The following is a 13791-nucleotide window of genomic DNA, read 5'->3' on the forward strand; positions in this document are numbered from 1 at the left end:
TAACGTGTTCACACTCGCAGCAACAGCGTATTACTCCATGTCATACGCAACTGCTTCGGTGCTGATCACATTGTTTTTAGGCTGTTCGTCTACCAACAAACGGAACACATCAGGTCTGGAGTAATGCCCCACCACATCCAGATCAAACTTGCCACGAATGGTATCGTCCACATCAATTTCTGCATACAACACACATTCGCTATCGTGGTTAGGGCCTGCCAATATTTCACCTGTTGGGCTCACGATAACGCTACCACCACGGAAAATCACAGCATCCGCGCTATCACCTTGGATGGCATCGTAATCTTCAGGGTAGTCACCACGCGTCGCGTACTGACATGCACTAAACACAAAGCAACGCCCTTCAATCGCAATATGTTGCATGGATGGTAACCATACATCACGATCATCGGCAGTAGGTGCGCAATACAGTTGCACCCCTTTGGCGTACATGTAGGTACGGAACAAAGGCATGTAGTTTTCCCAGCAAATTACGGTACCCAATTTTGCACCCAAACTGGTGTCGTACACGGGCATGGTAGAGCCATCACCTTGACCCCAAATGATGCGTTCCATTGCAGTAGGCACCAATTTACGGTGTTTACCCAGTAGCTCACCATCTGGCCCAAAATGCAGTGCGGTGCAGTAAATCGTGCCCTGCTCGCGCTCCATCACACCAATCACCACATAAGCGTTGGCTTCTTTTGCAGCCGCACCAATGCGATCAGTTTCTGGCCCGGGTACATCAATAGCTCCGTTGTAATAACGTAGGTATTCTTCTTTACCGCGCGGTTGACGGCCACCTACACGCGCACCGAAATCCAACCCTTTGGGGTAGCCCGATAACGTCGCTTCAGGAAACACGATCAGATTAGCCCCTTGTGCGGCGGCTTCTTCAATACGTGACACCACTTTATCGGTGCTTTTAGCCTTATCAAACGGCACGGCACTCATCTGTACTACTGCTGCACGAAATGTCATTTAGGTTCTCCTCCTACCTAGTAAATACGGCTTAAGCCACCAAACTGCCACGCTCAATGGTCAGAAATTGATCGGCAATAGGCTCCAATAATTTGGGATTAGACTCAGTAATCAAAATGGATAGATCGGGCTGTGCTTGGCGCAGCGCTTTCAACGATTCGGCATAGCGGATGGCGAGCGCTGGCGCTAAGCCCTGAAAAGGCTCATCCAACAAAATCAGTTTGTCACCCGCCATCAGTGCGCGCCCTAGCGCCACCATTTTTTGCTGACCGCCAGAGATCAGCCCACCTAAGCGGCTGCCTATCTGCTCAAGTTCGGGGGACAAGCTGTAGATCAGCGCCAAACGGCGACCTATTTCAGCCTGTGATAATTTGCAGGCCCACGCAGGCACCAACATGTTGTCCAGCACCGTGAACTTGGCAATCAGCCGGCGCTCTTCAGGCGCATAACCTATGCCCAACATGGGCCTATCATGCGCCTGACGTTGGTTAAGATTGACGCCTTGAAACTCCATCTCGCCTTCACTGACGGGCAATAAACCCATGAGGGTGCGCAACAAGGAGGTTTTGCCTGCGCCATTGCGACCTATCAATGCCGTGGTTTTGCCTTTTTCTAAGGCGAAGCTCACTTGCCTCACAACGGTGTTACCCGCAATCTGGCTGCTTAGCGTACGTACATTCAACGCCATCACATCACCCCCACTACGTTTTTGATGACATCTTCACGCGTCAAGATGTCGGCTGGCGTACCATCTGCAGCCACTTGGCCGGCATTCCACACCAGCACTCTGTCCATGTATTTCTCTACCAGCTCCATGTCGTGTTCCACGATCAAGGCGGTAATGCCTTGTTGGCGCAGCACCGGTACTAAGGTGTCCATAATCAGGAACTTCTCTTGTGAGCTCACTCCGCTGGTGGGCTCATCCATCAACAACAAGCTGGGGCGCAATGCCATAGAAGCGGCAATATCAATAAGCTTGCGTATGCCTTCGGGCAGATCAGAAATAATGGTTTGGGCGTAACGATCCAAGCCAAACATATCCAACAACTCATGCGCCTCTGTCAGCCACGCACGTTGGTATAACGACTTCAAATTCCAGAAACCATGACGGCTCGCCAGCGCCACCAGCAAGTTTTCTACTACCGTTTGCTCACTGAACAATTGCGGTAGCTGGAAACTTCTGGCGACACCTAAACGTGTAATACGGCGTGGTTTCAAGCGCGTAATGTCTTGCCCCTGAAAGCTCACGCACCCAGACTGTGCCGGCACATAGCCAGTGCAAATGTTTAAGAAGGTGCTTTTACCCGAGCCGTTAGGCCCGATGATGGCGGCTAGCTCACCCTGATACAGCGCCAAGTTGGCGTCATTCGCCGCCTTCACACCACCGAATTCCAGATGTATGTGCTCGGCTGTCAAAATAGCGGTGCGGGTCATGCTTGCTCTCCTTTTACGGTGCGCTGTTTCTTCTCTAACAAGCTCCAAATACCGCCTGGGGCAAACATCACCATTCCCAACAGCAACAAGCCCATCATCAATTGCCAAGCATTCACAGCATAGGCACTGACCGCGGCGCGCATCAGTTCAAACACCAACGCGCCCAATATCGCGCCTCGCAAATGCCCCATACCCCCTAGCACAGTAATAAATACGAACTCGGCGGACAACGCCCAATACGAGAGTTCAGGGGTTACGTGCCCAGTAGAAAAGGCCACAATAAAACCACCCAAGCCACACAACATGGCTGAGACCACATGCCCGGAATAAAACACGCGGTAAGCAGACAGCCCCATGTATTCCAAGCGGGTTTCGTTAGTTTTAATAGCACGCAGCGCGGCCCCTACTGGCGAATGCAAATACTGCACGCACAAGCGGTACGCACCGCACAGCATCACTAGCGACAAACCGTAGAACCACCACGCGAAGTCACGCGCTTCTAGGCTCATGCTCAATAGCGACACTTGGCGCACACCTAAGCCATCACTACCGCCAGTCAGTTCATACAGCTTGAACAACAGTGAGAAACCCACCATGGAAAAAGCCAAATTCAGCATGCCGTAAAAAATGCCGCGATAACGCGCCAAAATCAGCCCTAACACTGCCCCTAACAAGGCACTGCTAACGGCACTGGCCACCATAATCCACAGAACATCCCACTGCGTGACGCGGGACAAGGCCGCAGCCGTGTACGCCCCACACGCGAAATACAGCGCGTGTCCAAATGACACTTGGCCTGCTCGCAAGAGTAAAAACATACCCATGGCGCACAATGCCAAGGCCATTGCCACCGACAGCGACGAGCGCAATGACATATTCAACATGGGCAACACCACAAACAGCCCGAATACCACGCTGTTCATGCCCAACGATTTCAACGATGCCTTCATGTTCATAACCTTTTGATCTCTGCACGACCAAAGAGGCCGTAGGGCTTCACTAGCAAAATGATGGTCATCACGATGTACGGCACTACCGTCGCCAAATCGCTATATAAATAGGTGGCAAATGCTTGCGCTAACCCAATTAACAAAGCGGTCACGGCTGCACCTTGAAACTGCCCCAACCCCGCAGACGCCACAATGGCAAAGGACAACACAATGGCATCCGCCCCAATACCGGGCACCAGCGACGTGGTGGACGAGGCCAAGGTGCCACCCAAAGCGGCTAATGACGCCCCCAACGCAAAGGTCCACAGATAGACTTTGCTGGCATTAATACCCAGTGTGGTGGCAACTTCTCGGTCTTCGATCACCGCACGAATGAGCTTGCCTTGGCGGCTACGGTTAAAGAACACGCTTAACGCCACCATCACCACGACTGCGCTTAATGGCAGTACGAACAGCTGATAGCGTGTGTAGAAAATATCGAATACTTCGGTGCTGCCCAACAGTGCAGACGGTGCATCGTAAAAATACGGCTCTACCCCAAACACCAGCTTTTGTACGTCTTCTAAAACCATGAAGATGCCAAAGGTGGCCAACAGTTGCAGGCTGTGTTCCTTATCGTAAATGCGTCGAAGCACCACTCGTTCGATGAAAGCCCCCAACGGCACGCCAACTAAGACGGCAGCAAACACCAAGAGCGGAAAGCTCAGCCAACTGCCCTCTGCACCAAACAGATACTCGCCCAGCACGGCTGCCGCATAGGCCCCCAGCGCATAAAAACTGCCGTGCGCCACATTCAAAATGCGCATGATGCCGAAGATTAAACTCAGCCCCACAGCAATTAAGAACAAAATGGAGGCCTGGGCAACGCCGTCCAGCGTTGCCAGTAAGAAAATTTGTGTCATAAGCGTTCAGTAACGTATTAAGGAAGCAGCTGAACGTTTTGCACAGCATCCTGAGTCAGTTTCTTGATCCACTCTTGGGACAATTCACCAGCAGGCGGAGAGGTCAACGCAGGTTGAATGATGGCAATATCACCAATCACTTTAAACTCATGATCTGGCGAGCTACGGGTAGTACCTATCAATTGCCCTTCCATGGCTTGATTGTCTTCACGCAGCACTAAATGTCCGGTGAAATCATTCAGCTCTAACCCCTCAAGACCGGCTAACAGATCAGTTTTCAGGGTGGATCGCTCACCGTTCCAGTCTTGCAAAGAGGCCTGAATCGCTTGCAACGCCTGCACCATGTGGTACGACGGGAAGCTTGGGTAAGCACCCGTTTTCGCGTAAAAGTCCTGCACAAATTTGGCATGCTCAGGGTTGTCTTTCATCACTGGGCTAAAGGCATAGCTGTCGCCTCGTACCCCTACGATGGCGTTGTCAGGGAATGCCGCACCGGTTTGCTGTAAAGCTGCTTCACCATTTGGCGACACCAAAATCGTGTTTTTAAACAGCGATCGAGAATTGGCCTGACGCACAAAAGTATTCATATCACCGCCCCACAAGGTGGTGAAAATCACATCAGGACGCTGCGCCGACAAGCGGGAAATCTCAGTGGAATAGTCCGACGTGCCTAAACGTGGGAACAGCTCGGCACTGATGGTGATATCAGGGCGAATGGCTTTCACCGCATCTTTGAACGCTGCCCAGTTATCGCGGCCAAATGCGTAATCTTGGTTGATAGCGGCAATGGTTTTGACCTCTGGATGCGTCTTCAGCAGGTACAGAGCAGCCGCGACATTATTAGAGGGCGTGTAATCCCCCGTACGGTACACATATTGGTATTGGTTTTCTTCGTACAAGCGTGCGGTACCGCAGTCCCACAATACGGTAGGCATCTGCAATTGCTCCGCCACGGGGGCGACGGCCAAGCAAATAGAGCTGGATAGGCCAATAATCATGGCATCCACTTTATTGCCTTCCACCAAACCACGGTACTCCACCACCACGCTGTCCACACCACGGTTTTCATCGATAAAGGTCAGCTCTACTGGCGCGCCGTTAATGCCGCCAGAAGCGTTGATGGAGTCAGCCAGCATTTGCGCGGCATGCTGTGCAGGCACACCAAACACCGCTCCCGCCCCCGACAAGAATGTCGAAATACCTATGCGTATAGGTTCTGCTGCCTGCGCCGACACACTTAATAATGCGCCACACGCCAAGGCCATCAGTTTTGCTCGGCTAGCGCCACGTCTGTTGGCTATCCCCATGATTGTCTCCTAGTTTTTTTGGAATAAATAAGGTGCTCGCATGCCAGTGCCTCTGCGCATGCTTTTATAGTTTGTTTTTTTCTAGTCTAGTTATGACGTATTTTTCCGTCAATATTCATCTAATAGGGGTTTTCACCAGACACAAAACAAAACAAACACTTCAAAACCAAAGGATTACAAGGAATATAAATGCACAAAATCTTTAACGGATAAAAGCGTCAAAACAAAAAATACAGTAGCATAAGCGCAAGGTTACAATGTCCAGATTCGCTGGATCATTGTTATGTCATCACTACGCCTTCTCACACTCTGACGGATCAAAAAGTGGATTTAAAAGAAAAGCTGGCACGCCTTGGCATCACAGGCAATCTGTACAAGGTTTACTGCGCCATCATGGAATTGGGCGACACCACGGTGACAGAGGTCGCCACACGCGCCAATATCGCCCGCACCACCTGTGCGGATGCCATCACGCGTCTGGCGAATGAAGGGCTGGTGCAATGGCAAGGCCGCGGGCGCGATCGCTCTGTGTCTGCGCTAAACCCCGGCGTACTGCTAGAGCACATTGCCGCTCGCCGCGAATTGATTGAAGACCTGCTGCCCGAACTGCGCTCTATCTATAACCGCGCCACGGGTAAGCCGCAGATACGTTTTTATGAAGGCGCAGAAGGCGTCAAAACCGTATTATGGGATTCCTTACGCTGCAAAAGAGGCCCTCTGCTGGCCACCTTCTCCATGTCTGAACTCGAAGCTGTGCCAGGCTTAGATGAAATCACGCTCTACCAAAAGGAGCGCTTAGCATTGGGTTTAAGCATGCGCGTGATACGCTCTGCCAGCAAAGACGTACAACACATCTGGCCCAACGATAAAACCCGTGAGCTACGCGAGTTACGCTTCACGCCACCCAACATTACCTTGTCGATGACCACTCTCATCTACGACAACTGCGTTGCCAGTATTTCCTCTAAAAAAGAAAACTACGGCCTCATTATCGAGAGCGAAGAGTACGCTAACTTCCAGCGCGCCATGTACGAAGTGATGTGGCAGTCCTGCATTCCAGCGACCGACGCAGACCAGCACTAAGCACACTACCACCGTTCATTCGTCCCAAGCCGGATTGGGGCTGATGAACGGCCCAAAATCCAAGCCACGCATCCATTCCACTACCGTACGCACGGCTTTGTCTTCGCTACGCTCTTTGCGCACGCACAGAAAATACCCTTGGCGTGCTAATTGGCAGGTAGGCACTGGCTCTACCAACTCAGTCTTATTGCGCAATTCGTCAGACACCAAACAGCGCGGCACCAACCCTACTCCCATCCCCAAGCGTGCCGCCTGAATAATCATTTCATACTGACTAAAACTTGGGCCTATATGTGCCGTCGCAATGGGCAGCCGGTTTTCTCTAAACCACTGCACCCACGCTTGCGGCACATTAAAGTGCTGCAATAAGGTGGCTTTCATGAGGCGATCAGGGGAATCCAGCTCTAGCTCTTGGGCATAACTGGGGGCACAAATCACCGCCTGCTCCTTACCTACCATATAGCTGGTCACCATGCCCGGCCATTCACCCTCACCATACTGAATGGACACATCCACTTCTTCATTCTGTCTGAAGTCATCCAAGTGCTCGTAGGGTGGAAAGTTCAACCGAATCGACGGATAGGCCTGATAAAAATCCACTAACAACCGCATGAGTAAACGTATGGTCAGCGTAGGTGGCACCGAGATAGTCACGTACTGACGTTGCCCTTTTCCCGACATTACATGCCTACTGGATTCCACCAATATACGTAATGCCTCTTGGGCTTGCTCTAAGAAAAACTCACCCTCTTCGGTCAGCACTAAACGGTTGTTCAAACGCAAAAACAAAGTCGTCCCCAACCAAGTTTCTAAGTTCGCTACCTGCCTGCTAACCGCGCCCTGCGTGACAAATAGCTCATTAGCAGCCTTCGTAAAACTGGCATGACGAGCTGCCGCTTCAAAGGCTTGCAGCTCAGACGTCGACGGACAAACTTTTTTCATAATGCTTCCACACCATTACTAAAACTCATGCGCGCACCAGTTTTATTGGTTTGCTGGCAATCACAAGACTTGGTTTACTTGCTCGTATCAAAACAGAACAAAATGCCCAACGAAGGCTACAGGAGACTACACGCTATGGATACACGGGAAAGCTCGAAGCTGCGCTTCAAAAACTGCACAATTTTGCATCCCCATACAGGAACACTAGAGGCCAACAAGTGCATTACCGTTAACGGTAATCGTATCGAATCCATTACCGACGACGCCCCCACTGATGCGATTGATGCAAGCGGCTTGACGGTGATGCCGGGGATGATTGACTGCCACGTACACGTGCTAGCCTCTGACATGAATCTGGGCCGTAACGCCCTCACTCCTAACATTCTAATTAGCTTTAGGGCCATCCCTATTCTTCAAGGTATGGTCGAGCGCGGCTTTACAACAGTACGCGATGCTGGTGGCGCAGATTTCTCGTTAGCCCAAGCCACCGAGACAGGTTTAGTGACAGGCCCACGCATTTACCCATCCGGTAGAGCCTTATCCCAAACAGGCGGTCATGGTGACTTCCGTGCACGTAACGATGTGATCGAACCTTGTGCTTGCAGCCATCGTCTAGGGGCCATTGCTCGTGTCGTAGACGGTGTAGATAACGTGCGTCTGGCCGTACGCGAAGAAATACAAAAAGGCGCAACGCAAATTAAAGTCATGGCGTCAGGTGGGGTAGCCTCACCTAACGACCCTATACATTTCTTGGGGTATTCCGAGACTGAACTACGCGCCATCGTAGAAGAAGCCAGCAATGCCGGCACTTACGTCATGGCCCATGCCTACACATCAGAAGCCATTTCACGAGCAGTGAAATGCGGCGTACGCACCATTGAACATGGTAATTTGCTGGATGAAGAAAGCGCCAAGGTGATGCGTGAGCACGATGCAATTTTAGTGCCCACCAACGTGACCTACGACGCCTTGTTTAACGATGGTCCTAAATTCGGCTTCCCTGCTGATCTTAGCCACAAAATTGACGGGGTACGCACTGCCGGATTACATGCCTTGCGCATTGCCCATGACGCAGGTGTCACCATGGCCTTTGGCTCTGACCTACTAGGCCAAACCCATGATCAACAAGCTAATGAGCTGAAAATACGTGCCCACATTCTAGGTAATTTGGAAGCCATACGTTCAGCCACCACTAACGCCGCCAAAGTACTACGCGAAGAGGAGCAACTGGGTGTCGTCAAAGCAGGAGCTTATGCCGACCTGCTTTTTGTAGAAGGTAACCCCTTGGAAAACATTGAAGTACTGCTGAACCAAGGCGCCCAACTTAAAGGCATTCTTAAAAACGGGGAATGGATCAAAAACCAGCTATAACCCCGGGCATACCACTCCATTACAGATGATACAAACAAGGAGAAACAGGATGAGACAAGGCCACAAAAAACTCTACGCCGCCCTAACCCTAGGTGCAGCCCTTAGCATTGGCAGCTACGCCAACGCGCAAGCCCCCAGCAATGAACTGCTGATTGGCGGTTTGGTGCCCATCACTGGCGCCGGATCCCCCTACGGCGGCAACATGCTCAAAGCAATGGAAATTGCCGTTGAAGAGGTCAACCAAGCCGGTGGTATGGCAGGTCGCTCACTGCGCCTGATTACCGAGGACTCGCAAACACAGCCTCAAGCCGCCGTACTGGCTGCTAAAAAACTGATTGAAATTAATCATGTGCAAGCCATCTTGGGCACATGGGCATCCGGCGTTACCCTTGCCGTCTTGCCGCTCACCGACGCTGCCGACATCATTGAAATGAACGTCTCTGGCGCACCGGCTATTTCCGAGTTGGATAAGAAAGATTTAGTCTGGCGCTTCCAAGCTACCAACGACCGCTTTGGTCGTGCGTTTGCTGAGATCGCCGAGAAAAACGGCTACAAACGCCCTGCCACAATGGCATTTAACAATGCCTCTGGCCGTGGCAATACCGATGGTTTCATCAAAGCCTGGAAAGAAAAAGGCGGTGAAGTCCTGACCAACGTAGTCTACGAACCAAACCGCAGTAGCTACCGCTCTGAACTGCAACAAGTCCTTGCCACAAACCCCGACGTGATCGTCATGGGCTCGTACCTGCCCGACACCACCATCATCTTGCGTGAATGGTTCCAATCTGGCGCTGAAAACGCTTGGATTATTCCCGGTTGGGCTGCGAACCCAGAACTGGTACAAGCACTAGGGGAAGCCGCCACCGAAGGGATTATTTCCGTTGATACGGTTTCCAATACCAACGCTGACAGCTACAAAGACCTAAGCGAACGCTACCGTAAAGCCACCAACACCGAGTTGGCCGACAACGTGTATGCCGCCATGACCTACGACATGGTGATCAGCTTGGCTCTAGCCGCCCAAAAAGCCGGTCCAGACGCCACACCACAACAAATCAGCAATCAGATTCGTGCCGTATCCAACCCTGAAGGCACTAAGGTGTATTCCTTTGCCGAAGGTAAAGCACTGTTAGATCAAGGTCAGGAGATTGACTACGAAGGTGCGTCCAGCCGACTGAACTTCGACGAGTACGGTGATTCCAACCCCGACTTTGGCGTGTACGTCATCAAAAAGGGTCAGTTTGACCGTGTAGACACCGTATCCCTTGACTGATAGATCGCCCCGGAGCGTTGTTATACATGTCCAGTATTTTGTTAATTAATCTGGTCATCAACGGGTTGATTGAAGGCATGATCATTGCCTTGCCAGCACTAGCCTTAACGCTGGTGCTGGACATCTCTAAGTTCCCTAACGTTGCGGTGGGTGACACCATGACGGTAGGGGCTTATGCGGCTTTGGCCTTTCAATCCATTGGTGTGCCCTACTTCTTCTTGTCCGTTGGCGGCGCCATGCTGCTGTGCATGCTGATTAGCTTGGCCAGTTACCAACTGATCTTCCGAAAACTGACCCGTGCGCCCATGGTGGTGAACCTGTTGGCCGCCGTAGGTTTAGCGTTTTTCATGCGCAGTATTTTGCAACTTAGCGTGAGCAGCCAACCGCAAGTCTATGACTTCCCCTTAGTGCGTGCGTGGAACTTCAATGGCGTACGTATTTTGCCGTCCGACCTCTGGATAGTCTTTACCAGTGCCGTCACCTTGGCAATTGTGTTTGCTATTTTCCGCTACACCAACTTGGGTCGCCGTTTACGCGCCATCGCGGATAACCCAGAGCTCGCACGTGCCAGTGCTATTCGCCCCAAATACCTAATCTGGTTCTTGTGGTGCTTGTTTGGCGTGCTGTCTGCCCTAGGTGGCGTGCTGATTGCCTCTAAGAGCGTACTGCTGCCTGAGTTCGGCTGGGAATTCATTATTCCTGCGTTCTCAGCGGTGATTCTGGGTGGTATTGGTAACCCCGTTGGCGCGGTACTGGGCGCTGTCATCATGGGCGTGGTCCAAGAGCTATCCGTAGCCTTTGTGGGCCCCAGCTACAAGATTGTTGCGGCTTTTTCCATCCTGATTCTGGTGCTCCTGATTCGCCCTGCCGGCTTATTAGGTTCCGCAGAAAAAACCCGCTAGAGGACTCGCATGGAAGCCTATTTATTATCCATTGGCATCATTGGTGCCATTTACGCCCTGCTTTCCATAGGTTTAAACATCCAATATGGTGAAACAGGCCTGATCAACTTCGGTCACGTCGCCTACTTCGCTATTGGTGCTTATGCCTCAGCAATTTTGTCGCTCGCAGGTATGTCGGTGGGATTATCCATGGTGTTGGCGGGCTTGATTGCCGCCTTAGCCGCTATTCCCATTGGCTTTGCGGCCTTACGCCTAAAAGAAGACTACTTTGCCATTGTCACACTGGGTTTCGCAGAAACCGTGCGTTTGGTAATTCAACAAGAAGACTGGCTCACAAACGGTGTGCAAGGCTTAGCCTCTATTCCGCCATTATTCTCACTGTCTTCTAGCCTGTCGCAAAACCGTTTGTTTGCAGTGGTAATTGCCGCCACGGTATTACTGGCTATGTTGGCCGTCTACCTGCTACAGCACAGTAGTTTTGGCCGCATTTTGCGCGCCATTCGCGACAACGAAGTAGCCGTTACTGCTTTAGGTAAGAAAACCTCTACCTTCAAAATCAAAGTCCTGATGTTTGGCTCGTTCTTAGCAGGATTGTCAGGTGCGTTTTACGCGCATTTCATCAGCTATATTTCGCCGGAACAGTTCATCGCCCTGATTACCTTCTATGTCTGGATGTCTATCATCTTAGGCGGCGTAGGGACAATGCGCGGTGCTCTATTTGGCAGCCTAATTCTGGTATTAATTTTGGAAGGCTCGCGCTTTATTGGTGACTTCCTGCCTGGCGTATCCGACGTACAAATTGCACACATACGTTTGGGTGCTATTGGTTTGATTTTGATGGGCTTTAGCCTGTTCCGCCCGCAAGGCCTGTTCGGGCGTAAAGACTAGGAGAGCCTCATGCTAAAAGTAGAAAACGTCAGTGTGAGCTATGGCCCTTTTCTGGCAGTCAACAATGCTAGCCTGCATGTAGCGGCCGGCGAAACCATTGGCCTAGCAGGCACGAACGGCGCGGGTAAAACTACGCTCTTTGCTGCCATTGCCGGTCAGCTCACTGCCACATCCGGCAGCATTAGTTTCGATGGACAAGACATACTGCATCAACCCACCTATAAACGTGCCGGTTTAGGCTTGTGCCGTACCTTTCAAATTCCACGCGAATTTGGAAAACTGTCCGTGCTAGAAAACCTGTTGGTGGCCGCACAAGATCACTCACAAGAAAACATGCTGACGGCGTGGCTACGTCGCGGCACCATGAACGACACGACGAAGCAACGTACTGCCCAAGCTGACCAAATACTGGACACGCTAGGCATTACCTCAGTCCGTGACCTGCCTGCATCACAATTATCGGGCGGTCAAAAAAAGCTGTTGGAACTTGCTCGCGTCCTCATGCAAAAGCCATCACTCATTCTGTTAGATGAACCCTTTGCGGGTGTAAACCCCGTGCGTATTGGCGAGATGATGGACATTTTCAGACGCCTTAAAGATCAGGGCATCGCCTTACTGATTGTGGAACACCATCTACAAGCACTCAAAAGCTTATCGTCACGGCTATATGTGATGGATCAAGGAGTGGTGATTGCAGAAGGCAACCCAGAAGAGGTCTTGAACTCTAAGATCGTACAAGATGCCTATATGGGAGGCGTGCTATGAACGAAGTCCTAACCATTGACGGGCTAGCGGGCGGCTATACCGATGTGGATATTATTCACGGCATTGATTTGTCTGTGAACCATAAAGAAATTGTCACCATTGCGGGGACTAACGGTGCAGGTAAATCGACATTTCTGAAAGCCTTACTAGGCTTACTGCCACGCACGCGTGGAACGGTGCAGCTCTATGGGAAAGACATCAGTCACCTAGGCACTGAAGCCAGGATTGAACAGGGTTTAGCTTATGTTCCCCAAGTCACCAACGTGTTCCGTACGCTAAGCGTGTATGAAAACCTATTGGTGGCCGACAAGCATGTCACCCGTGCCAAAGTAGACGAAATGCTGGACGTCTTTCCTGCGCTGAGAAGTCGTTTATCTCAACAGGCTGGTACGCTTTCTGGCGGTGAGCGCCAACAGCTAGCCTTTGCTCGTGCGCTGATACGCTCACCCAAACTCATCATTCTGGATGAACCCACAGCCGCTTTAGCACCCAAACTTATACAGTCTATTTTCGATGTAATCGTACAGCTTAAACAACTGAATGTGGCGGTGTTAATGGTGGAACAACGTGCTCGCCAAGCGCTGGATATCAGTGACCGTGCGTATATTCTGGATCAAGGTAAAGTGGTGTTAGCAGGTGCCGCACATGAACTGCTGAATAATCCGGAGATGGTGGAGCTGTATTTGGGGACGCAGACACATACCTAAATGGATGCAGCATTGCAGCAGTGATGCTGATGGTGCAATTCTGACGTCAGTATTCATTGCACGTGCTAGGGGACTGCGGAAATACTTTTTGTGATTTGAGACACCAAATCAAAAAAGTTTTCCTCTGCCCCCCGAGCATTCCGCTATTGATAGGTTGACTGCCCTTTCTTATATAGAGCTTCAGTCAAATTCGCAGCAGCGACATAGCTTGCACGAGTATGCTTCCTTGGCCACACGCCCCTGTAAGGCACTAAGCAAGTCATCCGATTTGCCATCCAACCAAAAC

Annotated in this window: 14 protein-coding genes; 7 read left to right on the plus strand and 7 right to left on the minus strand. The window is 51.2% G+C overall.

The features are described from left to right. Positions 1–30: 30 nt before the first annotated feature. From ACLPHM_RS10055 to ACLPHM_RS10080, 6 genes are read right to left on the minus strand one after another with little or no spacing between them, the layout of a single operon-like run. Positions 31–981, minus strand: a complete 951-nt coding sequence (locus ACLPHM_RS10055; RefSeq protein ID WP_430221099.1) for a carbon-nitrogen hydrolase family protein — start codon at positions 979–981, stop codon at positions 31–33. A gap of 31 nt (positions 982–1012) precedes the next feature. Then, the gene (locus ACLPHM_RS10060) at positions 1013–1669 is read right to left on the minus strand and encodes an ABC transporter ATP-binding protein (protein WP_430221100.1); all 657 of its coding nucleotides are present in this window, start codon (positions 1667–1669) and stop codon (positions 1013–1015) included. Continuing rightward, positions 1669–2415: an ABC transporter ATP-binding protein gene (locus tag ACLPHM_RS10065; RefSeq protein ID WP_430221101.1), complete on the minus strand. Its 747-nt coding sequence runs from the start codon at positions 2413–2415 to the stop codon at positions 1669–1671. Before ACLPHM_RS10065 ends, ACLPHM_RS10060 begins: the two co-directional genes overlap by 1 nt. Further along, positions 2412–3365, minus strand: a complete 954-nt coding sequence (locus ACLPHM_RS10070; protein ID WP_430221102.1) for a branched-chain amino acid ABC transporter permease — start codon at positions 3363–3365, stop codon at positions 2412–2414. Before ACLPHM_RS10070 ends, ACLPHM_RS10065 begins: the two co-directional genes overlap by 4 nt. 2 nt (positions 3366–3367) lie before the next feature. Beyond that, on the minus strand, positions 3368–4267 hold the full coding sequence (locus ACLPHM_RS10075) for a branched-chain amino acid ABC transporter permease (RefSeq protein WP_430221103.1): 900 nt from the start codon (positions 4265–4267) through the stop codon (positions 3368–3370). A gap of 17 nt (positions 4268–4284) precedes the next feature. Further along, complete coding sequence (locus tag ACLPHM_RS10080) at positions 4285–5574, minus strand: ABC transporter substrate-binding protein (protein ID WP_430221104.1); 1290 nt, start codon at positions 5572–5574, stop codon at positions 4285–4287. 324 nt (positions 5575–5898) lie between these two features. On the opposite strand from ACLPHM_RS10080, the gene ACLPHM_RS10085 reads away from it, so the two are divergent. Continuing rightward, positions 5899–6657 (plus strand): TrmB family transcriptional regulator, encoded by a 759-nt coding sequence (locus ACLPHM_RS10085; RefSeq protein ID WP_430221105.1) that lies wholly within the window; start codon positions 5899–5901, stop codon positions 6655–6657. 15 nt (positions 6658–6672) lie between these two features. Here ACLPHM_RS10085 and ACLPHM_RS10090 read toward each other — a convergent pair whose 3' ends face one another. After that, positions 6673–7599: a LysR substrate-binding domain-containing protein gene (locus ACLPHM_RS10090; RefSeq protein ID WP_430221106.1), complete on the minus strand. Its 927-nt coding sequence runs from the start codon at positions 7597–7599 to the stop codon at positions 6673–6675. Between the two features lie 135 nt (positions 7600–7734). Here ACLPHM_RS10090 and ACLPHM_RS10095 point away from each other — a divergent pair, with 135 nt between their 5' ends. Genes ACLPHM_RS10095 through ACLPHM_RS10120 form a run of 6 tightly spaced genes read left to right on the plus strand, consistent with a single transcriptional unit; the run spans position 7735 to position 13505 of the window. Beyond that, positions 7735–8970: a metal-dependent hydrolase family protein gene (locus ACLPHM_RS10095; protein ID WP_430221108.1), complete on the plus strand. Its 1236-nt coding sequence runs from the start codon at positions 7735–7737 to the stop codon at positions 8968–8970. A gap of 49 nt (positions 8971–9019) precedes the next feature. Next, entirely contained in the window at positions 9020–10243 is a 1224-nt protein-coding gene (locus ACLPHM_RS10100) for an ABC transporter substrate-binding protein (RefSeq protein WP_430221109.1), read from the plus strand. Positions 10244–10269: 26 nt separating this feature from the next. Continuing rightward, positions 10270–11145 carry a branched-chain amino acid ABC transporter permease gene (locus ACLPHM_RS10105; RefSeq protein WP_135866276.1) on the plus strand — a complete coding sequence of 292 codons (876 nt, stop codon included), beginning with the start codon at positions 10270–10272 and terminating at the stop codon, positions 11143–11145. Positions 11146–11154: 9 nt separating this feature from the next. After that, positions 11155–12033, plus strand: coding sequence for a branched-chain amino acid ABC transporter permease (locus ACLPHM_RS10110; protein ID WP_430221111.1), 879 nt, complete (start codon positions 11155–11157; stop codon positions 12031–12033). Between the two features lie 9 nt (positions 12034–12042). Further along, positions 12043–12798, plus strand: a complete 756-nt coding sequence (locus tag ACLPHM_RS10115) for an ABC transporter ATP-binding protein (RefSeq protein WP_430221113.1) — start codon at positions 12043–12045, stop codon at positions 12796–12798. After that, positions 12795–13505 carry an ABC transporter ATP-binding protein gene (locus ACLPHM_RS10120; RefSeq protein ID WP_430221114.1) on the plus strand — a complete coding sequence of 237 codons (711 nt, stop codon included), beginning with the start codon at positions 12795–12797 and terminating at the stop codon, positions 13503–13505. Before ACLPHM_RS10115 ends, ACLPHM_RS10120 begins: the two co-directional genes overlap by 4 nt. Positions 13506–13791 lie beyond the last annotated feature (286 nt).

It is taken from the genome of Paenalcaligenes sp. Me131, assembly GCF_050487225.1.
Classification (GTDB): Bacteria; Pseudomonadota; Gammaproteobacteria; order Burkholderiales; family Burkholderiaceae_B; genus Paenalcaligenes.

What these genes read in the sequence shown, in the direction of transcription:
- ACLPHM_RS10115 (WP_430221113.1), top strand. Translation starts at nt 12,043, where the DNA reads ATGCTAAAAGTAGAAAACGTCAGTGTGAGCTATGGCCCTTTTCTGGCA.
- ACLPHM_RS10075 (WP_430221103.1), bottom strand. Translation starts at nt 4,267, where the DNA reads ATGACACAAATTTTCTTACTGGCAACGCTGGACGGCGTTGCCCAGGCC.
- ACLPHM_RS10095 (WP_430221108.1), top strand. Translation starts at nt 7,735, where the DNA reads ATGGATACACGGGAAAGCTCGAAGCTGCGCTTCAAAAACTGCACAATT.
- ACLPHM_RS10120 (WP_430221114.1), top strand. Translation starts at nt 12,795, where the DNA reads ATGAACGAAGTCCTAACCATTGACGGGCTAGCGGGCGGCTATACCGAT.
- ACLPHM_RS10090 (WP_430221106.1), bottom strand. Translation starts at nt 7,599, where the DNA reads ATGAAAAAAGTTTGTCCGTCGACGTCTGAGCTGCAAGCCTTTGAAGCG.
- ACLPHM_RS10100 (WP_430221109.1), top strand. Translation starts at nt 9,020, where the DNA reads ATGAGACAAGGCCACAAAAAACTCTACGCCGCCCTAACCCTAGGTGCA.
- ACLPHM_RS10110 (WP_430221111.1), top strand. Translation starts at nt 11,155, where the DNA reads ATGGAAGCCTATTTATTATCCATTGGCATCATTGGTGCCATTTACGCC.
- ACLPHM_RS10105 (WP_135866276.1), top strand. Translation starts at nt 10,270, where the DNA reads ATGTCCAGTATTTTGTTAATTAATCTGGTCATCAACGGGTTGATTGAA.
- ACLPHM_RS10070 (WP_430221102.1), bottom strand. Translation starts at nt 3,365, where the DNA reads ATGAAGGCATCGTTGAAATCGTTGGGCATGAACAGCGTGGTATTCGGG.
- ACLPHM_RS10055 (WP_430221099.1), bottom strand. Translation starts at nt 981, where the DNA reads ATGACATTTCGTGCAGCAGTAGTACAGATGAGTGCCGTGCCGTTTGAT.
- ACLPHM_RS10065 (WP_430221101.1), bottom strand. Translation starts at nt 2,415, where the DNA reads ATGACCCGCACCGCTATTTTGACAGCCGAGCACATACATCTGGAATTC.
- ACLPHM_RS10080 (WP_430221104.1), bottom strand. Translation starts at nt 5,574, where the DNA reads ATGGGGATAGCCAACAGACGTGGCGCTAGCCGAGCAAAACTGATGGCC.
- ACLPHM_RS10060 (WP_430221100.1), bottom strand. Translation starts at nt 1,669, where the DNA reads ATGGCGTTGAATGTACGTACGCTAAGCAGCCAGATTGCGGGTAACACC.